This window comes from Deefgea piscis (assembly GCF_019665785.1).
Classification (GTDB): domain Bacteria; phylum Pseudomonadota; class Gammaproteobacteria; order Burkholderiales; family Chitinibacteraceae; genus Deefgea.
In genome coordinates, this window is the sequence record NZ_CP081149.1 from 2507594 (window position 1) to 2527778 (window position 20185).

The window sequence follows — 20185 nt, forward strand, 5'->3', positions numbered from 1 at the left end:
ATTCACTGGGAACCACTTCATGGACGACAATAAAAGCAAAGCGCTCACTGCCGCATTAGCGCAAATCGAACGTCAGTTTGGTAAAGGCGCCATCATGAAAATGGGCGACAATCAAATTGAAAGTGATCTGCAAGTCGTTTCCACTGGCTCACTCGGTCTTGACTTAGCATTGGGTGTCGGCGGTTTACCCCGTGGCCGTATCGTCGAAATTTTTGGCCCAGAATCATCAGGTAAAACCACGCTGTGCTTGCATGTCGTGGCTGAAGTACAAAAACTCGGTGGCGTCGCTGCCTATATCGATGCCGAAAACGCACTCGATCCAATCTACGCCCAAAAACTCGGCGTCAATGTCTCTGACATGCTGATTTCTCAGCCAGATACTGGCGAGCAAGGCCTAGAAATTTGTGACATGTTGGTACGCTCAGGTGGCGTGGATATCATCGTCATCGACTCAGTAGCCGCGCTCACCCCAAAAGCTGAAATCGAAGGCGAAATGGGCGATGTTCACGTTGGCTTGCAAGCACGTTTAATGAGCCAAGCACTGCGTAAACTCACTGGCAATATCAAGCGCACCAATACATTGGTTATTTTCATTAACCAATTGCGCATGAAAATTGGCAATATGATGCCCGGCCAAAGCCCTGAAACCACCACCGGTGGTAATGCGCTGAAATTTTATGCTTCAGTTCGTCTGGACATCCGCCGGATTGGCGCAGTCAAAAAAGGCGAAGACATCATTGGTAACCAAACCAAAGTGAAAGTCGCCAAAAACAAAGTTGCGCCACCATTTCGCGTGATTAACTTTGACATCATGTATGGCGAAGGGATTTCCCGCGAAGGTGAAATCATCGAGCAAGGCGTAACGCACAAAATCGTCGAAAAAGCCGGTGCTTGGTATAGCTATGGCGGCAATAAAATTGGCCAAGGTTTGGAAAATTCACGCCAATACCTGAAAGACAACCCTGAAGTGGCCGATGAAATCGCGCGCAAAGTCAGAGAAAAACTCAGCGGTGCACCATTACCCATCGAAATGGATAATGGTGACGAACTAGGCGAATAAACTCGCGCCAGCACGCCAAAACAGCCTCACCCTTTTAGGTGGGGCTGTTGTTTTTAGTGCGCCAGCAAAGAGGATTTAAGAGTACATCATGGTTTCAATTCGCAATAAAGCGCTGCAATACCTTGGCCGACGCGACCATTCCCGACAAGAGCTAGCGCAAAAATTAGCGCTAGCCTATCCAGACGTCAACCCAGAAGAAATTAACGCCGTACTCGATGATTTTATTGAACGCGGCTGGCAATCGGATGAGCGCTTTGCCGAGCAATGGGTTTACTTTCGCAGCCAACGCTATGGTCAGCAAAGATTAAGGCATGAACTGCAAGAAAAAGGCGTGAACGCCGAGCTCATCGCCAGCGCCCTACTGCAAGCCATCGATAATGAAATCGACACCGCACGGCAGGTTTGGCAAAAAAAATTCAAAGCGGCACCGATTGATCATCAAGCACGCGGCAAACAGCTACGCTACCTCGCCAGCCGAGGATTTAGCCTGAACGTGATTTACCAAGTCGTGGGCGAGGCAGATGAATTTGACGGGTATAACGATGATATCGATTCGATATAAAGCCTAGCGCTAGATACCCATATTCAGGCAATATTCAGATCAGGTGTTGATGCTGTGCCGCAGGCACTTAAAACCACAAGCACGTAATCTGAACAACACCATGCATACGCTACCGACGCCCTCAACTCACTAGATTGGCCGCGATGGTAGCGTGTGCGTACAATGCGTGGATTCAAATCCACCGCATAAAAATCCATGTCTAACTCAACTGAATCGAATTATGTCGTCAACACACAGCAACTGGTTTGTGTGGCGAGCTTTTTAGCCAAAGAAGGCCATCAGACCGAGCTACTGGCTGCGCTGGCAGACCTGATTGCCGATACGCGCCGCGAAGCGGGCTGCATTCGTTACGAGCTCAATATCAGCCGCGATGAGCCACGCCGCATGACTTTTGTCGAAAAATTTGTCGATCTTGCCGCGTTTGAGCAGCACTGCGCCAAACCGGCCATTCAACATTATTTCCATCACATCATGCCGCAATGGGTTGAGTCGTATCAGGTAGAAACCTATCACCAAGTCATCGCCTAAATAAAAACCGCCATGCAGAATCAATCGCATGGCGGTTTTTTTACGCTGCTTAACCCTTAGATTTGCACTTCAACCTGCTGGCCAAGCACCCGAACGGCAAAGCTTTGAATTGAGCGCTCGGTGCTTTCATAACAAACGCCATCGCGCAAACGAAAACGTTGTTTTTTAAGTGGGCTTGCCACCCATAGCTCGCCGTCGTGCTCAACAATCAGACCGCGCGATAACACGCTGGCCCCAGCAAAAGGGTCAATATTATCCAGCGCAAACACTTGCTCATCGGCATACGGCCGAAAAATCGCCAACTGCCGCTCGCCCACTAAGGCACACACCCCAGTACCGGGCAAAATGGCATTCAAATCACAGACTGTATTCCAATTCATTATTCTCTCCTTTCGCTCGCCAATCAGTGCGAGTGCGTCGAATCCAAATCGATGTCGACGCCCCACTGCTGAGCGATATTGCGCCTTAAATAATCGGCTTAATGGCAATGACCTTGCGCTCGTCCAATTGTGCTGGGCGAATTTGCTCGCGCGCCGGCACAAATTGCACATTCGGGTCGTGCGCTTCACTATTAATAAAGTGGGCAAAACGCGCCAATTGATCGGCATCGCTCAATGTCGTTTTCCATTCGCACTGATATTGACTGCGGATACTCGCCAAATCGTTCTCTAATTGCTCGGCAATCCCAAGCTTGTCGTCAACAATCACCGAACGCAGATAATCCACACCGCCTTCCATGCTTAATAACCAGCTGGCCGTACGTTGCAATTTATCGGCAGTTGTCACGTAAAACATCATAAAGCGATCGAGATAGCGCAATAAAGTCTCGCGGTCTAAATCAGACGCCAGTAAATCAGCATGGCGCGGTTTCATCCCGCCATTGCCACATATATATAAATTCCAACCCGCGTCCGTGGCAATAATGCCAACGTCTTTACCCTGCGCTTCAGCACATTCGCGGGTACAGCCGGATACGCCAAATTTCATTTTATGCGGCGTGCGAATCCCTTTATAACGATGCTCAAGATCAACGCCCAAGCCCACACTGTCTTGCACGCCAAAACGGCACCAAGTGCTGCCGACACAGGTCTTCACCATCCGTAATGATTTGGCATACGCTTGGCCAGTTTCAAAACCAGCGTCGATCAAGCGCGACCAAATCACGGGTAAATCACCTTTGTGCGCGCCAAACAAACCAATGCGCTGCGCCCCGGTGACTTTGGTATACAGACCGTAGTCTTTGGCCACTGCCGCCAATGCCATCAAGCCTTCTGGCGTCACCTCGCCACCGGCCATACGTGGAATCACCGAATACGTGCCGTCTTTTTGCATATTGCCCAAAAACACATCATTGGTGTCTTGCAGCGGCGTATTGGCTGGCGACAAAACATAGTCGCCCCACGCACTGGCCAAAATCGAGCCTATGGTCGGTTTACACGTTTCACAGCCATAGCCATGCCCAAACTGAGCGATCGCTTCGTCAAAGGTTTTTACGCCAGCGACTTTAATGAGGTGGTACAAATCTTGGCGTGAATGCGGGAAATGCGCGCATAAATGATTTTTTACTTCAACGCCATTGCGCGCCAATTCGGCATTCAGCACCTGACTAATCAACGGTACACAGCCGCCACAGCCAGTACCTGCGCCCGTTTCAGCCTTAATCGCTGCTAGCGTGTGATGCCCCGCCGCGACGGCATCGGCAATTTTTTGTTTACTTACATCAAAACACGAGCAAATCACTGCGGATGCCGGCAAGGCATCCACGCCCAACGCCGGTTTGGCCCCAGCATAAGCAGGCAAAATCAATGCGTCTGGATGCTCGGGCACGGGCATCGCGTTCAGCATCATTTGCAATAATTGACCGTAATCATCCACGTCACCAATCAGCACCGCACCCAATAGCGTAGTGCCATCTTGTGAGACGACGATTTTTTTATAAATCCCAGCTTGATCGTCTTGGAATACATAGCTATGGCAACCGGGCGTGCGCCCTTGCGCGTCACCAATACTACCAACGGAAACGCCCAATAATTTTAATTTGGCGCTCATATCGGCGCCGGTAAAGGCATTGTCACGGCCCAATAAATGATCCACCGCCACTTGCGCCATTTTGTAGCCCGGTGCAACCAGACCAAAATACTGCCCCTGCCATGCTGCGCATTCACCAACGGCATAAATATCCGCGTTTGACGTTTGGCAGTGATCATTAATCACCACACCACCACGCTCGGCGACTTCCAGTTTGCCATAGCGAGCCAAATTGTCTTGCGGGCGAATCCCGGTCGAGAACACAATCACATCGGCTTCTAAATGACTGCCATCGGCAAATACCAAGCGATGCGCAGCGTGTTGCCCGCCATGCATTTGAATGTCAGTGGTGTTTTTACCGGTATGCACCGTTACACCCATCGCCGTAATTTTACGGCGCAACATTTCGCCGCCCATACGGTCGAGCTGTTCGGCCATCAATACCGGCGCATATTCAACCACGTGCGTTGCCAAGCCCAAGGCTTTAAGCGCACCTGCGGCCTCCAAGCCCAATAATCCACCACCAATCACCACACCACTTTTGGCTGATTTGGCAGCGTCTTCAATCGCATCTAAATCATCAATGGTGCGATATACAAAGCATTCATGATGCGCGCTACCTTGAATCGGCGGCACCCACGGATACGAGCCCGTCGCCAGCACCAGCTTGTCATACGCGAGAGATTGGCCTTTATTGGTCAGCACAATTTTTTGCGCTGAATCGATATGCTTCACCGCTTCGCCGACGCAAACTTTAATGCCATTTTTTTCAAAAAATCCCGGTTTCACCAAAGACAAATCTTCATCGGTGTGGTGCGAAAAATAAGATGACAAATGCACCCGGTCATACGCCGTTCTCGACTCAGCACACAGCACCGTGATGTCAAAATCAGCGGCATTGCCTTTATCGCACAGCTCTTCTAAAAACCGGTGTCCCACCATCCCGTTGCCCACGACAACGATACGCGTTTTCGTCATTTCTACTCCTCACACCCATCATCGGGTGATTTCAATCCATCACAATCGACTCGCACAACGCCCTATCAGCGCCGTACATCTATTGGTGATGCTCAGTTTTGGTGTTGATGCTGTGCCGCGCTCGTTGGGCTGGGGCTTAAAAACCCGTCCAAGCGCACCGAGTGCGGAAGGGAGACAAACAGTTTTACCGTTTGGCTCACGACAATCGAGGGCATCGGGGACCGATGCGCGCTCGGGTCGCCTTTCTTTGCTTACTTTCTTTGGCGACACAAAGAAAGTAAGCCCCCGTCGCGGACTGCGACTGTAAACAGCGGTGCCGCAGGCACTTAAATCCATCAACACATATTCTGAACATCGTATATCTATTCGATGTATTGCCCTCTAGGCCAAAAAACACAAAGCCTAGATGGCAATACGTACTAGCAAGGCAATTCAGCTTTTGGGCTAGCGTAATAACGCCAAGTCATCCACACGCAGCTCACATAAAAAGCAATAAACGCGTACAAGGCTAACTCGGGGCCGCCACTGGCTTGCATCGACAAACCAAAGCTTTGCGGAATAAAGAAACCACCATAGGCACCAATCGCACTAATAAAGCCCGCTGCTGCCGCTGATTCTTGCATCCCACCCAAGCGCGCCGCTTTTTGTGCCGCTTCATCGCTCCCCTTTGCCTCGCGCATTCTCAACGTGGCAAAAATCGTTGGAATCATCTTATACGTCGAGCCATTACCCAAACCGGCAAAGGTAAACAGCAATAAAAACATGGCAAAAAAGCCTGGCCAAGAACCACCACTTAACTGCCCATCGACGCCCAACTCAGGCAAAAACGCCAACACGCCCAACACAGAAAATGCCATCGCCATAAACACAAGTAGAGTAACCTTCGCACCACCAATTTTGTCGGAAATAATACCGCCCACTGGCCGTATTAATGCCCCGATCAACGGTCCTAAAAAGGCATATTTCATGACAGCAACATCTGGAAACAAGGACTTAGTCAGCAAGGCAAAAGCACCCGCAAAGCCAATAAAACTGCCAAAAGTACCGATATACAACCAGCACATTAGCCAATTGTGTTTGCGGCGAAAAATCACCGCTTGCTGAGCAAACGACGAGCGCGCATCGGCAATATCATTCATGCCAAACCAAGCCGCCACTGACGCGATCGCAATCAATGGCACCCACATAAAGCCCGCGTTTTGCAACCAAAGTGATTGCGCTGCGCCTTCTTTAAGATAACTTTGCGCCTCGCCGCCAAAAGCGCCAAACAAGGGCAAAGTGATCGCCAACGGAATCAATAATTGCGCCAAAGAAACGCCCAAATTACCAAAGCCAGCGTTCAAACCATTGGCCGAGCCTTTTTTTGCTGTCGGGAAAAAATAACCAATATTGGCCATCGAGCTAGCAAAATTGCCGCTACCCAAACCACACAGCAGCGCAATCACCAGTAGCTCGGTGTAAGACGTCGTTGGATCTTGCACCGCAAAGCCCAGCCACAGCGCCGGAATCAACAACAGCGCCGTTGAAATCGCCGTCCATTTACGCCCACCAAATCGTGCAGGCATGAACGAGTAAAAAATCCGCAGCGTGGCACCCGACAATTGCGGCAACGCCGTTAACATAAACAACTGCTCTTTACTAAAACTAAAGCCAGCAGAATTTAAATTCAGCGCCACCACACTCCACAGCACTGAAATCACAAAACCCAAAGTCAAACAGGGAATCGAAATCGCCAAATTGCGCTTGGCCACCGACTGACCTTGCTCTTGCCAAAACACCGGATTTTCCGGTTCCCAACGCGTTAACACCGCACTTTTTGCCATGATTTTTTTCCTTTCATTTGCCAGCCGCACCCTACTTTCAGCGGTATGCGGCCAACTATACGGCAAAAAAAAAGCGCCCCAAGGGCGCCAAAAGCAAAAACCTACCACCAAAGAAATAGCGCCAATCCGCAGTAAAATCCCAGCATTCACCCTAGCTAAGCAAATACCCGCATATGACCTCAGCATAAACTCAGCATTGAGCTTGATCTGCACCAAAACCCGCAGCAAAGCCCTAACCCAATCGAGGTAGAGGGTAAATAATCAACAACATCCATTCATTTGATTATGCGCAAACTCAATACCGCAGAAAAGCAATCTCGGCCCAGCATCAAAGCCCAAAAATCAATCCTGATTCGCCATTTGCGCCGACTCAATCACACTCACCCCAGGCGCTGCGCTGAGTGCCGCTGCTAACATGCTCGCGGCGACGCGTTCCACCTTCACCGCCCGCCACGCTGCCGGAATAAAGCCGGCAAAATGCCGATTGAGCCATAAGCCGAATTCTTCTGCTCGGCGTCGATCGGGGCGTACGCCAGCATCGAGCAAAGACGGCCGAACAATAGTCAACGAGCGAAAGCCCAAGGCGCGCACATCGCGTTCAGCCTCGCCCTTGGTGCGCAGATACAAACCGCTAGCCTGTGCATTGGCACCCAATGAGGAATTTAACACCAAAGTTGGCGTTGCTGCCTGATGCAAGCACTGGGCTGCCTGCAATACGTAGTCGTAATCAACGCGCCGAAATGCTACCGCCGAGCCAGCGATTTTGCGCGTTGTGCCCAGTGCACAGAGTGCCGCATCCACCTGCCACCATGCCGCGTCATTCGGCAGCGCATCAAAGTCGACAATCGGATTTTGTAATTTAATATGCGCCGTTAAAGCGCGCCGTGTCGGCGCGATCACCCGCGCTACATCGGCGTGCGCCAAAGCCTGCTGCAATAATTGCTGACCCACCGCACCAGTTGCCCCTAAAATCAACAGCGTTTTTTGCATCTATCCAACCTCAAACACACAAACCCACAGGCTCATCAGACAAACCGCCGCGCCACTATTAGAGCGCAGCGCTACCAGCATAACCAGCACTTGGACACACTGTTTCGCACTCAGTTGCAAAATGAAGCGACCGGTTGTTATACCCGCATCTTTTTGCTCGTTCCCGCACGATTTACAGTAAAAAAATCAAACATAACAACACCGCAGTAATCGCCAACAAACCATAAAACAATAACTGCGCTTTTTGCTGCGTTTTTTTGGCCTGCTCTAACAAGGGACGGCTATTTTCAAAATGCTTTTTCTGTAAATCCATTGCTTCAAACTGTCTTTGTATTTGCAATTCTTGATTGGCTAATATTTTTTCTAGAATCGCGATGATATTTTTTTGCTCGGTATTTTCCATATCACTAATCCCCCTTTGATTGAATATCGAATGAATGGCTTTAAAGCGCCCCAGGTTTTTTAGATATACCCAGCTAACGCAGCCTGATTGCCCCTGTTGAGCAGAAAAAGACTATTTTTCCGCCAAAGCAAAACCGGCGCTGCCCGGTGCAACGACGGAGACAAATACCAAAGGCACTTGGCCGGTATTTACAGCGCCATGCACTTGCCCAGGGTTTGCAATGGCAATATCTCCAGCCTTGAGTTGCGCAACAATACCGCCGCCTTGGTAATAGTCTGCCTCTCCGGAAATCACCGTCCAAGTATCTTGGCCATGCGGGTGAATATGGGCGGCGATTTCTTGCCCAGGATGGGCGTGCCAAACCACCACCACTGCGTCTTTCGTCTCCAGAACCACAGAGCGTATGGGTTCGCCGTTTGATGGCCGAATATATTCTGATACCGGAAAGATTCTTGATTCCATCACCATCTCCAATCATCGAGCGGGTTTAAAAAACCGTAACAGATAAAAAGTATCCAAGCGTGCTAACTGTTGCATCATCACCGCTGCGCGGCGTGGGTTAATAGATAACATAGCCATCATTGGCAGCACTGCATGGCATGAGCAATCACATCGCCAAGTCAATGCGCCCTCTGGTGCATCGCGTATCAAACGCAATTCCAAGAATGCCACCCAACGTACCGCGCAAGCCATCGCGCAAAGCATGAGTCAGCATCATGACAACACCGAGGCTAGAACTAAATACCGTATCGGTCGCCATTTGCAAAAAGCGAATAATGCGGCAAAAGCACTACACCTTTCCCTACCCAATGAGAACGAGCCAACTCACACCGGATCAATGTGCTGCGGTGCAATAATGATAGTTTGTCGAGCCAGCAAGGACTGTTTGATTATTTTTTACTCACGCGCTATAAGCCGCACTGGCACTGGGTTTGAGTGGCTTATCTACCGTTTATCCACAGCGTTAACCTCAGCTTTTGTGGATTTAAAACCCCCATCTAGCGCAAATTTGAGTGATGTTTTGGACTACAAAGCTGCGCCCCATCAGCGTGCGGTGCGCCATTTTTTGCGCTCAAAATGCGGGTAATCTGGCGTTTTCCAGCGCCCAGCCCAAGCCAAACCGTGGCGCTCGCCAATTGGGCCTAGAATAACGGTACTTTCAGCGCTTATATTGCCTGATCCATCGCCCTCCATCGAGCGTGAAGTGGATCAAGATGCGCGGCTATATATCGCAGATCAGCATCACTCATACCGGCATCCGCCAATTGTTCTCGCCATGCCTGACTCACCGTTGTAATCAATTCGCGCACGACATTGCTGGCCTCATCTCTTTGATAATGAAAATTATGCGCTTCTGCGAGCAACTGTACCAAACTGGGTGAAGTATTTTCATTCACCAATGGCATACCCATATATTGCAGATGTGTACCTTGGGGGTGAATATCATAAACAGGCGCTAGCCGGTATTGATTGTCACTAACATGTAAAAAACCATGATTTTTAATATGGTCATCCGTATTGTCGATCAAAATATTGAATACCATTCGCCGAAACAATTCTTGGCAATCTTGCTTAGGGTTCGCACCAAAACGGTTTATTGCTTGAGCCAATTCGACATAACTACCCTGCCCTGACTCATAGGCCACATTGAGCAAACCCGCCGCAGATAGAAAATGGATGCGTTGCTCCCCATCAGGGCTCGTTATGCGATCAAACCTTTTGATTAAGAAAATTTTTCTTTGGTTGATTTCAACACAGCGAAATTCTGCGGTTTGTATGCCGCACAATTTTGCTAATGCCATTGCGCCTGCTTCGGCCAATTCAATATTGAAAGGATCTTCTCGCAGCGGGAACTTAGCCAGCCATAGCGCGCCTTGATCAGCGATACTGGCCTTGGGTCTGGCGCCACCCAATGAGCCCCCCTGCGTCAACAGTCGGCGAATATCTACCGGCACTTCTTTGCCATATTGGATTGCCATCGCCATTTCATACAGCACATCCAATGACAACTGGGGCGTTTCAGCCTGCAACTGAGGCTCATCATGGATGACCACCAAAGCACCAATGCGATGTTGATTAGTACAAGACAACATCGCGTAGTCATCTAGGGCTGCCCCCTGATTAGCAGCAGCCAAAACGAGGCGCCCCCATGCATCAGGGAGTGAGTCTTTCAAGTAAGGTGGCAATGCACCACCATCCCGCATCCTTTTGGCTGGCAAATGATTAATCGCCAAAGATAAAGCCGGATCGGGATGGAAGCGAAAATTGTGATTTTGCTGATATTGCCGCCCATAGCTGAGCGTGCCACTTTCAACAACACCTTGCCGTTCCACTTTGAGTAATGCCACCGATATCGGCGCAATTGCTTCAGGCAAATACCCACCCAAAAGCAAACTGTAGTGACGTGTAGATTCCATCAGAAATCAATCTCCTCATCCGTAGGCAGCGTTGGATTTACCTTACGCACTCGTTTGCGCATCGCTTCGGATTTGATCAATGATTCCACCGGCACGGGCGCAACGGCCGATAGGCTATCCAAACACCCTAAAATACCTAAAGCATTCACCAATAGCCCGATTTGAGTCGTTGCTTCACCCTTTTCTAGCGCAGCATAAGTCGACAATGAACACTGAAGGCGCTGCGCCATTTGTGCCATCGTATCACTGCGCATAATACGCAGTGTTCGTAAGCGATTGCCCAACTCGGCCAGCGCATTTTTACCCGCACCATCAACCGGAAGAAGTTTTCTAGTCATGCTATAGCAGTCATTAAATACAATAAAAACTATTATAGTACGTATTAAATCAGTTTTGTTGCCCAAATCAGTGGTGTAGTGCTGCTGCGCCCCATCAGCGTGCGGTGCGCCATTTTTTGCGCTCAAAATGCGGGTAATCGGGTGTTTTCCAGCGCCCGCCCCAAGCCAAACCGTGGCGCTCGCCAATTGGGCCTAGGCATAAATAAAAAGCCAATTCGCGGGCGGTATTGCCTTGCAGATAGTTGCCGTTCTCAAACACCCCCACATCCAGCGCCTCAGCGTCGCCATGCGGTGTTTCGGCCAAATCGGTATTGTGTGCGCTGTGCCTTACCCAAGTTACCTTACGCCCGGGCTTAGTTCGCCCTTGCGCGTACAAAGCATTTTGCTCAGATTGCGGCCGCCAAGTGCAAACCAAACGCACCACAAGCGCCGGATTTTGCTGCTGCAAAGCGGCATTAGCCTCCGCCACAAACTGCTCAGCCAGCAAGCGAATACTGACATGCAAATCTTTGAGATCGCGACTCGACATGATTTATCCCTATAAAAAAGGCCAAATCAATAAATCAATCAACGCTGGCGGATTTACCGCTTTTGAATTTGCTGGCCGGATTTTTTAAATAGCACTCAAAACCATTGCTTGCCAAGCTGCGCGCAACAAACGCCCCTTTCCCGCCATCCGCCTCACCGACAGCGCCAAAGCCCCACGCTTCGTGCGCAGACCTCACCAAAGAATCGACCAACAAGCCGAGCAGGCACAAAAAAGCTGGCAACGTAGCCAGCTTTGAGTTTACTAAATCTGTGACTTCAATCTCTTCAATTATAAAGTACGGCGTACGCAATCATTGAGTCGTATAAAATTATCACTTTTTTCAAGTATCGGTTTCTCTTGTTTAATGTGCTCCAAGCATTGCTCCAATTCGCTAGGGAGATACTTTAGATCACCAATAATAACATCAAGTAAAAACAACAATTCCTCAGGGAATTGCTTACATAAACTCGACTCAAAGAGCGTGCGAATTATATAACTCGGATATTCAACAGGGCCGAGCCAATCCTTTAAAGTTTCAAACGCAGAAGGAAATTCATCCCCTGCCGCAACAATTAACCGGATCAATAATTCAGAAATTCGTGGGGTTACAAATTCTTTCGATTTGGGCCAAACGTTTTGCCAATACGGCAGGATACGATTCTTCCAATACTCCTCACGCTGCTCAGAAGCACCTCCGAGAGCTTGCAGAAGTGCCTGAACACATGCCTCCAGCCCCTCTGGTGGTAAGCTTTTAATCGCAGCTCTAAATTCTTCGGAAGTAAAACCTGACGGCGTTTCTAACGCTGTATACGTCAGGAAAGCCGCAAACTGTTGCCGATGCTTTCCTAAATCAGCGAAATGACTAGCACTTTCAAGAAACTGGGGTTTAAAAGCAATCAATAAAGGCTGATAAATTCGCGGCGACCATAAAAACCCTTCCCAAGCTGCTTTTGCTTCAACAGGATTAGTCCAACAAAATAGTGGCAATAAATATTGCTCAGTCCAATCTCGATCCACTCGGAATACAGCGATTAATCTCGAACTCAGCAATACTCGTCCATGACGAAACCTATCAATATTTGTATCGCAAAGTTCCGTAAATAAGGATTTGAACTCATTTGCAAGCAAATCACCATCGTTAGGTTTACGTTTAAACCAAAGATTAATCAACGCCTGCGTGACATGTCCTACGGGATGGTTTATGGCTTCCTCTACCGGTTCATTAATCGGTTTGCCATTAATTAAAATGCCCGTACTTGCTTCTAGTGGCAGAGTCAAAACACGGCGACATAAATCTAGTAATATCTCCTCATGTTGATTGATTGATTTAGATACAGTCATCATCCACCACGTCAATTGGTGAGCAACATCTTGAAGTTGCTTATCAGGCACGAGACTAACTAAGGGTGCGGCATAATGCCAAGATCGCAGCACCATCCCTTTTTCGCTCCAAACTTGCAGCGCTTCACGCCATCGCTCAACTGGCCACACTCCATCACGCGCCAGTTCACACAGAGCAAACAAACTATTCAACATATGTTTGCGGCAAACCTCGCGCCAAGTATCCTCCCCAAACGGCCATTGTTTTTTGGGTGGTTTAATTAACCACTGAACAAGTTCGCCCCGCTTTCTGGGTGCTATATCATCATCACAAATATCATCGCGACTTAAATCATCGACCCCACCTGTCCAATATGAAAACTCATCACTCTCGTTGATTGACAACTGCCATTCAGGGTTTTCATCGGATAACTCTGCCAAGTGTTCTGCTGCAAGTTTTCCCAGATTGAGGCCCGACGCTTTTAGCTTGCTAAGATGACGCCAGATAGAGTGGGCCACCAACTTCTGCAACTCTCCATCGTCCAAGTGACCCCGAAACGTATCCGGCCCCAACAAAATTGCGGACTCAAGACGGTTCTGATCAAACTCACCCAACTGTTGGCCCTGCAAAACAAATAGCCTGAACACCTCCCGCCTCGTCTCTGTAGACCATAGCCACATCGCGCGATCAGCCAAAAGCCAATCGACCCACTGCTCTGGCAAAATGCGATCCTCCATACTGGCGGCAAACAGGGCCAGACGCTTAAATATGGGATATGGTAGCTCGAACCACATGAGCGCGATTTTCGTCGCGCGCGGGCAGTCATTGACACGAAGCGCAAGCCAAGAATCACGCAACAGCTCTATCAGACTGGCCCTGTCGTCAAAACCTTGATTTTGCTTGTGTGGCGCAATAGAGGGCAAATAAAGATATGAACGATCTACATGCTCATCCGTATTGCCCAACGCTTTAAACAAATCCAGTGCATCGCGCAACAATTGCTGAAAATCTTCCAACAGATGCGGCAAAGCTAATGTCCAGTCAGCATTATCAGCCAACTCACTCAGAGTTAAATGGACGTGATCAGCCGCCAGTACGAGATCATAATTAACCAATTGTTTGAACCGCGTGCGCTCGTCAACACTCTCGCTGTCGTCACTCCAACGAGATGACTCCCTCAGCATGATTTGCGGAGCAAGCAGTTCGCGCAATTCTAGGCGCAACGTAAAAGTAAGGCCTTCTTGCCTTAACCGTTTAGCCCAAGCATAAAGATCAGGCCCAAGTCTTTTTGATTTTAATCGTCCACTAAGCAATATGTGCCAAAATGTTCGCATCAAAGAGCCAGGAATAGCTTGGGGTGAATTTAACCGGATTTCATCTAATTCTGCGGTGTTACCCTCTCTCTCTAGGGATGCCAAATGATTCAGCTTCAATTCAATCATACCCCGCCATTCATGATGTATCCGGCCTCCACCTTGAGCTATCCAGAGTATCAACCTAGGGTCGCCCAAATGACGTATGAGCCAAATAGCCAAATGACGCATCACGTCATCCCACTGACTCCCTAGCAAGGCACTTGAAGCCAATACCATGCGTGGAGCTTGATCATAAGCAACTGGTCTACGAATTAAACTAAAGCTAAATTTGCCGTCTAAATCACGGCTCGGCGACACACCAAAGCGTGGCAGATCAACACACCCAAAACGGTCTTTAGAAAAGGGTTCTAACAGCCAGTCAAGTGAGGGTGCCGGATTGAAATTGGCAAAACATTTAGCTGGCAATCCAGATTTATCCGATAAGGCCCATAACACTCGACCGACAAAATCATCTTGCTGCGTACTTTCCTGTGGTCGAGCCAGTGCATTCTTTACAACGATGGCCTCTTTACCCTGTACTCCGTCACGATAAGTATTTGCCCAAGCATGCAAGGTAAGGTGTAACGCCGAATGGTCGTAGCTATCAACAGGCACTTTATAGAGAATAGGTCTAACGCCTTTGGAGCACCATTCAATAGTTTTACGATGCTCCTGCCCCGGCTCAACATCACCTAGCGCCCAAGCCTGCAGCGTGAACTCCCCCTGCATTCGATCAGCGGCCAATGCGTCCATCATGTAGCGCAGCACCGGATCATTGAGACTGTAACCCACGAAACAAACCACATAGTTGCGGAATAACTCGCTCACAAAGCGGGCAGCCCAGCGTTCAGTCAGGTAGGCCAAGCCAAAATCACCGCTGGTGACAACTAAACGATTTAGAGTCGCTTCATCCGCCTTTTCAGGCAGTTGACCATGCAAATAAACCAGACCATCCCATCGGCTATTTTTTGGAATTGGCAGCATTGGTGCTGCGTAAGATTGAAATTTTTGACTCGTGCGTTTGGCCGCCACATCAAAGAGATTATCAAAGTTGGTAGTAACTAACCGCAGCGCACCTCCACGACTACGCCCCAGCCTCAACAATGCAGACTGCGTATCAATAGCACCCTTGCGACGTAGCTTAGGCTTCAATACCTGAGCCAATTTACTACGAACAGCTAAACGCCCGCCCACAATACGCCGCTCTAAGAGATCAAGTGCAGAGTCAAACTGCTGACGCTTCAATGCCATAGCCTCAATTTCACTAGGATCTTCACCAATTAGCTCGTAGATTTTATTTACCAACCCCCCAAACCCAGGCAAGCCTGCCGGATAGGAAATGCCCGCGCCACAAAAAAAAACTACACGACCATCCTCGTGTGCCTGCAGCAACTCATCTGGAATGTCTGGGCCGTTTTCTATGAATTGCATTTATCCTTCCTATTCAATTATCGAGGCTTAAGGCGTGCACTAGTGCGACTGCATGGTACGGCAATATCCATTCGTCATCTTGTGCTTGCAATTTAATAATTGAAAATGACTCACCCAATAAAGGTACTGTTTGATTATTGCCAAGTTTTTCTTGTTGGTACTTTGCGATTGCGGAGCAGGATGCTGCGGTGAGCTTCGTTTCAATCAGCAGCAGCGAATGGCGGCGCTGATGGTGATTGGTGTTGGATTGGTGGGTTACGCCCAAGGGCTAACCCACCCTACGCAAAAATCGCTTTGCTATAGATGTATTTGACTACAAGCCATGATTTGCATGGGCTGGATGGCTATACATCGAATAAATTTGTTTTATTCAGACTTTGTGCAAATTTTGTGTTGATACCTTACAACGCAAACGCTGGATTCGCTCGACTGTAGCTCCTTCCCCCTTGATGGGGGAAGGCTGGGATGGGGGTGTTGAGCTGCACTCCGTAGTTTCACCCTCACCCTACGCCCTCTTCCATCAAGGGAGAGGGAAAGCAGCGATGCTTTCAGCAATATTTGATCACTGGCAATACTCGGCATAAAACGAAAGGCAATCAAACTATTTCCCGCCGCATCCAAGCGCCCTTTAAGCCGCTGATTGACTAAAACAAGCCAGCGCGACGGCAAACGCGTAAAATGATGCAGATTCAGGGCTTGGCCCGACACTACCGCGATATAAATACTGCAATGTCAATTCAAACACCCAATACCCCTTCCCGCCGCTTCTGTATTGCGCCAATGCTCGACGGGTGTACTGCAAGAATTTAAACCATATAAATCAACAAACTAGAAGCATCAAAAATACTGAGTTGCAAAAATTTACTACAACTTAGCGCAAACACTCGCTACAAACCCCAAATAAACCGCAAAACCAGCCCCAGAAACGAAAAAAGCCCACCCGCCTAAATGACGAGTGGGTTTGGTTTATTTTTGGCTTGTTACATAGCGCCCACCCTTATCGGCGATACCGCTTCTATCTTCAGCCAATATCCCCAGCCAAAGCTGATGCCAAACATCAGCGCATTGAATCAGCTCGGTGCGGTCTTTTAGTTCCCCCTTTAGATCAAGAGCAATCAGTTCGCCCAGGCGAATGTCGAGGGCGGCGGCTTCGGTTTCTGACATAACTATGCCGCTTGGGTGTCTGGCACACTCACCCAGTCGGTGACGATTTCGCCTTGTTGGTCGTCGACGTTGACCGCGAATGGGAATGTAATGCCGTGTTTGGGGTGCGTCAGCCACAGCGCTTGACGCGCGCGCTCGAAACCGAAGTTGTTAGCGAAAGCGTATTCGTCGTAGCCTTTTAGCGAGCCGTTAACGATCACGCGCTGATGGTGGATATATTGATGCCAGTGGCCGAGCAGCATCACATCATAGCTCATATCGATCTGGCCATTACGGCCGCGCTTTTTATGATCGCCGCGCAGGATTGGTCCTAGTGCGCCGATCATGCCGTCGCCGCCACGGAATTGATCGCCGTGCGTGAGCAAGTAACGAGTGCCGAAAACACGATAGTAGGCATCGGGGCCATCGGGAATCAGGAAGGTCACGCGGCTATCGTTTTCGAATAGTTTGCTCAGCATCACATACGTGAGCCAATCGAATGACGTGAAGTTGCGCCCTTTAGCACGAATTTTGTGTGTGTTGCGGCCATGATTACCGGACACACACGGCACGAATACCGCGCCAAATTCATCAGCCAATGTTTTGATGCACCAAGCGAGGATTTCTAGCAGATCGATCACCGTCGGCATGATTTCGCATTGATTGGTCGCCATTAATTCATCATGTATATCGCCCGACACCATATCGCCACCGAGCGCAAAGACGATACCCTGATGACAAGGCCGCGTGAATTCGTTACGCAGCAGGCCAATGGTTTTATCGATTAGTGCTTTAGCGCGGCGATGGGCGATTTCTAAATTGTATTCATTGCAGCCGTTGATCTGACGCGGATCGACCACCTCAGCCCAGTGCCAATCGCTAGCGAATAGCGTCGGCACACCGAGCGAGCCCTCTTCTTGCGGTGCATTCACTAGCCAGTTTGGCGGCTCGATACTGGTTTCAGCCAGCTTGATGATTTGCCGCTTAATAAAATCAGCGTCGAGCGTTTCAGCTTGCATCGCTTTAATTTGAGCGCGCAGCGTGCGCACTTCGGCATCAACCGTCGCCGGTGCAATCGGTGCAGCTGGCGCAATTGGATCATTCACCGCCTCAAGCTTTTTTTGTGGCGCCACACGCGGCCGCTCGATTAAGGCCTGAGGGTCAACCGCGCGAATGCGTAAGCGGATCGCTTCCAGCGCCTGCCGCGACACACCCAGCGCGGTGGCCACATCGCCGATCAAAGGGTATTTTTCAAGATTATTCCAAAACTTGATCGCGCGAGTTTGCGCGTCGGTGAGTTTTTGAGTCATTTGAAATCCTTTATTTAAAACTGCAGCAGCGTTTTGATGTAGGCCTGTAAACCGCTCAATTGCTCGATTGCGGCGTCGCCATCGTTTGTGATGCTGATAATGTCGTCAGCAGTCGCTGGGTCAAGTTCGCAGATCGCGGCTGCATTAGCGCCGCTGGCGGCGGTTGAACTGATAGCGAGACCGGCTGGACTGGTGGATTTTGCGTACAAGCGGATAGCGCCAGCGCGAATATCACGCCGCAAACGCTCATTCTCATTTTTTGCATGATCGATTTCCTGTTGATACGCCGCATCGAGCGCGGCGATTTGATTGGCTTGCTGACGCGCTTGCTGTTGCTTGAGTTCACTCGCTTGCCGCTTGGCTTTGTCATCAGCAGTAATGCGGATGGCGTCCTTGAGTTGCCATGCCTTATCGGCAAACTGATAGCCCTGCCGATAAGCGAGGCCAGACATCGCCGCCAATAAAACAAGACCAATTAAAATCTTGTAGGGCAGAGGAATTAAAGAGATTTTGAACATTCGTTCGATACCTTTTTGTGCAATGCAGTGCAAAGCCCATAAACCCAAGCTTTTTGGCTTGGATTTGCTGGGCTTACCCACTGCCGCTGTGGATTATTTTGCGGTTCGCCATTCTTTGCGCTCAAAATGCGGGTAATCAGGCGTTTGCCAGCGCCCACCCCACACCAGACCAAAGCGCTCGCCAATCGGTCCTAGTCTTAAATAAAACCCCAACTCGCGGGCGGTGTTGCCTTGCAGGTATTTACCGTTTTCAAATACGCCGATATCGAGCGCCTCAGCGTCGCCATCCGGTGTATCGGGTAAATCGGTGTTATGCGCGCTTTGCGTCACCCATGTCACCTTTGGCCCTGGCTTAGTTCGCCCTTGGGCATACAAAGCATTTTGCTCAGCTTGTGGCCGCCAAGTGCAGACCAAGCGCACTTCGAGCGCTGGGTTTTGCTGCTGCAAAGTGGCATTGGCTTCAGCCACAAATTGCGCTGCCAGCGTGCGAATGCTGGCGTGTAAGTCTTTGAGCTCTCGACTCGACATGATTTTTCCTATAAAAAAACCCGCCGACTGCGACCGTGGCGGGTGGTTTGATTTAGCGTATCAATGCGGCTGGCTTACTGAGCCGCATCGTCGCTGCGTGATTTAATCCAGCCGCGCTTTTCGATAAATAACCGCGCCCAATGCTCGACGCCCGACTGGCCCAACGTACCTAATGCGCACGCCACCCCCACCAGCGCCAACGATGGCGGCGAAAACCACAACAACACCACCAGCGCCGACACTGACAAAATGCCGTTGAGCACCGCACGCCCCAGTACCATGCGCCAGTTGTCCGGTGCAGCACTGGCGAGCGCCCGAGCAATCGGCACAATGGCGCCAACGACGAACAGTAACGCTAGGGTTTCCCAAAACGATTTCAATTCTTCTTGCATGCCGATTCCTTTTTGAAGGGCGTAAAAAAACCCGCCATTTTGATCTTGGCGGGTTATTGGTTTTGCAATGGCGACTAAGCAGGTTGTGGTAAGCCCTTAACAAAACGCTCGTTTTCTTGGGTTGCTAGATTGATTACCGCTGCGGCTTGCGCTTCATTTAACAAGCCAACTGTAACCAAGGCGTTCACCCCAGCCGAAACGTCAGGGTTTTTAAGATCGATGTACTGGCGCACACTCGAATCACGCACCACGGCCATCACCAGCGGATCGGTGCTCGATAGAATGTCTAATTTGCTACTACCGAACCGGTCGTAAAACGCGCCAATATCGACTTGAAAATACTCACGACTGGCGTTATCCCACGTCAGGATGTTAGTTAGCGGTGCAAGCCATTGACCATTCACCAGCCGCCAGCCCTGCCGAATATGGTCAGGCACAACAATAAATTTTTCAGCGAGTGTCGGATGAAAGTCTTGGTCTGGATTATTTGACGCTGCTACAACGATGTCGTTTTCGATTAATGCTTTCATA

21 protein-coding genes are annotated in these 20185 nt (G+C 49.6%); 3 read left to right on the plus strand and 18 right to left on the minus strand.

Translation table 11 applies throughout. The features are described from left to right. The first annotated feature begins 19 nt into the window (after window positions 1-19). The 3 genes from recA (at window position 20) to K4H25_RS11515 (ending at window position 2150) form a co-directional block, all read left to right on the plus strand. A complete protein-coding gene (recA, locus tag K4H25_RS11505; RefSeq protein ID WP_221020634.1) occupies window positions 20-1060 on the plus strand; it encodes a recombinase RecA in 1041 nt (346 codons plus the stop codon). A gap of 88 nt (window positions 1061-1148) precedes the next feature. Further along, window positions 1149-1622, plus strand: coding sequence for a recombination regulator RecX (gene recX / locus K4H25_RS11510; protein ID WP_221020635.1), 474 nt, complete (start codon window positions 1149-1151; stop codon window positions 1620-1622). A gap of 195 nt (window positions 1623-1817) precedes the next feature. Next, window positions 1818-2150 carry a putative quinol monooxygenase gene (locus K4H25_RS11515; RefSeq protein WP_221020636.1) on the plus strand — a complete coding sequence of 111 codons (333 nt, stop codon included), beginning with the start codon at window positions 1818-1820 and terminating at the stop codon, window positions 2148-2150. Window positions 2151-2206: 56 nt separating this feature from the next. Here the strand turns inward: K4H25_RS11515 and nirD are convergent, their stop codons facing one another. The 18 genes from nirD to K4H25_RS11605 all read right to left on the minus strand — a co-directional run bounded on the left by nirD (window position 2207) and on the right by K4H25_RS11605 (window position 20184). Beyond that, complete coding sequence (gene nirD / locus K4H25_RS11520) at window positions 2207-2530, minus strand: nitrite reductase small subunit NirD (protein WP_221020637.1); 324 nt, start codon at window positions 2528-2530, stop codon at window positions 2207-2209. A gap of 85 nt (window positions 2531-2615) precedes the next feature. Next, window positions 2616-5156, minus strand: coding sequence for a nitrite reductase large subunit NirB (gene nirB / locus K4H25_RS11525; RefSeq protein WP_221020638.1), 2541 nt, complete (start codon window positions 5154-5156; stop codon window positions 2616-2618). Window positions 5157-5575: 419 nt separating this feature from the next. Next, a complete protein-coding gene (locus K4H25_RS11530) occupies window positions 5576-6979 on the minus strand; it encodes a NarK family nitrate/nitrite MFS transporter (RefSeq protein WP_221020639.1) in 1404 nt (467 codons plus the stop codon). Between the two features lie 342 nt (window positions 6980-7321). Beyond that, window positions 7322-7969, minus strand: coding sequence for an NAD(P)H-binding protein (locus K4H25_RS11535; protein ID WP_221020640.1), 648 nt, complete (start codon window positions 7967-7969; stop codon window positions 7322-7324). A gap of 172 nt (window positions 7970-8141) precedes the next feature. Then, entirely contained in the window at window positions 8142-8372 is a 231-nt protein-coding gene (locus K4H25_RS11540; RefSeq protein ID WP_221020641.1) for a hypothetical protein, read from the minus strand. A gap of 111 nt (window positions 8373-8483) precedes the next feature. Beyond that, window positions 8484-8834: a cupin domain-containing protein gene (locus K4H25_RS11545; protein ID WP_445347052.1), complete on the minus strand. Its 351-nt coding sequence runs from the start codon at window positions 8832-8834 to the stop codon at window positions 8484-8486. A gap of 582 nt (window positions 8835-9416) precedes the next feature. Beyond that, the gene (locus tag K4H25_RS17135; RefSeq protein WP_221020643.1) at window positions 9417-9566 is read right to left on the minus strand and encodes a M15 family metallopeptidase; all 150 of its coding nucleotides are present in this window, start codon (window positions 9564-9566) and stop codon (window positions 9417-9419) included. Beyond that, complete coding sequence (locus K4H25_RS11555) at window positions 9539-10789, minus strand: type II toxin-antitoxin system HipA family toxin (RefSeq protein ID WP_221020644.1); 1251 nt, start codon at window positions 10787-10789, stop codon at window positions 9539-9541. The genes K4H25_RS17135 and K4H25_RS11555 overlap by 28 nt, the downstream gene beginning before the upstream one ends. Next, window positions 10789-11127, minus strand: a complete 339-nt coding sequence (locus tag K4H25_RS11560; RefSeq protein WP_221020645.1) for a helix-turn-helix transcriptional regulator — start codon at window positions 11125-11127, stop codon at window positions 10789-10791. The genes K4H25_RS11555 and K4H25_RS11560 overlap by 1 nt, the downstream gene beginning before the upstream one ends. Window positions 11128-11221: 94 nt before the next feature. Further along, window positions 11222-11656: a M15 family metallopeptidase gene (locus tag K4H25_RS11565; protein ID WP_221020646.1), complete on the minus strand. Its 435-nt coding sequence runs from the start codon at window positions 11654-11656 to the stop codon at window positions 11222-11224. A gap of 34 nt (window positions 11657-11690) precedes the next feature. After that, window positions 11691-11897 (minus strand): hypothetical protein, encoded by a 207-nt coding sequence (locus tag K4H25_RS11570; protein WP_221020647.1) that lies wholly within the window; start codon window positions 11895-11897, stop codon window positions 11691-11693. 47 nt (window positions 11898-11944) lie between these two features. Continuing rightward, complete coding sequence (dsr1, locus tag K4H25_RS11575) at window positions 11945-15763, minus strand: anti-phage defense-associated sirtuin Dsr1 (protein WP_221020648.1); 3819 nt, start codon at window positions 15761-15763, stop codon at window positions 11945-11947. Window positions 15764-16729: 966 nt separating this feature from the next. After that, entirely contained in the window at window positions 16730-16927 is a 198-nt protein-coding gene (locus K4H25_RS11580) for a hypothetical protein (protein WP_221020649.1), read from the minus strand. Window positions 16928-16929: 2 nt separating this feature from the next. Beyond that, window positions 16930-18216 carry a hypothetical protein gene (locus K4H25_RS11585; RefSeq protein ID WP_255587576.1) on the minus strand — a complete coding sequence of 429 codons (1287 nt, stop codon included), beginning with the start codon at window positions 18214-18216 and terminating at the stop codon, window positions 16930-16932. 14 nt (window positions 18217-18230) lie between these two features. Next, the gene (locus tag K4H25_RS11590) at window positions 18231-18734 is read right to left on the minus strand and encodes a lysis system i-spanin subunit Rz (RefSeq protein WP_221020650.1); all 504 of its coding nucleotides are present in this window, start codon (window positions 18732-18734) and stop codon (window positions 18231-18233) included. 93 nt (window positions 18735-18827) lie between these two features. Further along, on the minus strand, window positions 18828-19262 hold the full coding sequence (locus K4H25_RS11595) for a M15 family metallopeptidase (protein WP_221020651.1): 435 nt from the start codon (window positions 19260-19262) through the stop codon (window positions 18828-18830). 74 nt (window positions 19263-19336) lie between these two features. Continuing rightward, window positions 19337-19654, minus strand: coding sequence for a phage holin family protein (locus K4H25_RS11600; RefSeq protein ID WP_221020652.1), 318 nt, complete (start codon window positions 19652-19654; stop codon window positions 19337-19339). 74 nt (window positions 19655-19728) lie between these two features. After that, complete coding sequence (locus K4H25_RS11605; RefSeq protein ID WP_221020653.1) at window positions 19729-20184, minus strand: hypothetical protein; 456 nt, start codon at window positions 20182-20184, stop codon at window positions 19729-19731. Between the last annotated feature and the right edge of the window lies 1 nt (window position 20185).

Coding starts and splice junctions, on each gene's coding strand:
- recA (WP_221020634.1), top strand. CDS start 20: ATGGACGACAATAAAAGCAAAGCGCTCACTGCCGCATTAGCGCAAATC.
- recX (WP_221020635.1), top strand. CDS start 1,149: ATGGTTTCAATTCGCAATAAAGCGCTGCAATACCTTGGCCGACGCGAC.
- K4H25_RS11515 (WP_221020636.1), top strand. CDS start 1,818: ATGTCTAACTCAACTGAATCGAATTATGTCGTCAACACACAGCAACTG.
- nirD (WP_221020637.1), bottom strand. CDS start 2,530: ATGAATTGGAATACAGTCTGTGATTTGAATGCCATTTTGCCCGGTACT.
- nirB (WP_221020638.1), bottom strand. CDS start 5,156: ATGACGAAAACGCGTATCGTTGTCGTGGGCAACGGGATGGTGGGACAC.
- K4H25_RS11530 (WP_221020639.1), bottom strand. CDS start 6,979: ATGGCAAAAAGTGCGGTGTTAACGCGTTGGGAACCGGAAAATCCGGTG.
- K4H25_RS11535 (WP_221020640.1), bottom strand. CDS start 7,969: ATGCAAAAAACGCTGTTGATTTTAGGGGCAACTGGTGCGGTGGGTCAG.
- K4H25_RS11540 (WP_221020641.1), bottom strand. CDS start 8,372: ATGGAAAATACCGAGCAAAAAAATATCATCGCGATTCTAGAAAAAATA.
- K4H25_RS11545 (WP_445347052.1), bottom strand. CDS start 8,834: ATGGAATCAAGAATCTTTCCGGTATCAGAATATATTCGGCCATCAAAC.
- K4H25_RS17135 (WP_221020643.1), bottom strand. CDS start 9,566: ATGGAGGGCGATGGATCAGGCAATATAAGCGCTGAAAGTACCGTTATT.
- K4H25_RS11555 (WP_221020644.1), bottom strand. CDS start 10,789: ATGGAATCTACACGTCACTACAGTTTGCTTTTGGGTGGGTATTTGCCT.
- K4H25_RS11560 (WP_221020645.1), bottom strand. CDS start 11,127: ATGACTAGAAAACTTCTTCCGGTTGATGGTGCGGGTAAAAATGCGCTG.
- K4H25_RS11565 (WP_221020646.1), bottom strand. CDS start 11,656: ATGTCGAGTCGCGATCTCAAAGATTTGCATGTCAGTATTCGCTTGCTG.
- dsr1 (WP_221020648.1), bottom strand. CDS start 15,763: ATGCAATTCATAGAAAACGGCCCAGACATTCCAGATGAGTTGCTGCAG.
- K4H25_RS11580 (WP_221020649.1), bottom strand. CDS start 16,927: ATGTCAGAAACCGAAGCCGCCGCCCTCGACATTCGCCTGGGCGAACTG.
- K4H25_RS11585 (WP_255587576.1), bottom strand. CDS start 18,216: ATGACTCAAAAACTCACCGACGCGCAAACTCGCGCGATCAAGTTTTGG.
- K4H25_RS11590 (WP_221020650.1), bottom strand. CDS start 18,734: ATGTTCAAAATCTCTTTAATTCCTCTGCCCTACAAGATTTTAATTGGT.
- K4H25_RS11595 (WP_221020651.1), bottom strand. CDS start 19,262: ATGTCGAGTCGAGAGCTCAAAGACTTACACGCCAGCATTCGCACGCTG.
- K4H25_RS11600 (WP_221020652.1), bottom strand. CDS start 19,654: ATGCAAGAAGAATTGAAATCGTTTTGGGAAACCCTAGCGTTACTGTTC.
- K4H25_RS11605 (WP_221020653.1), bottom strand. CDS start 20,184: ATGAAAGCATTAATCGAAAACGACATCGTTGTAGCAGCGTCAAATAAT.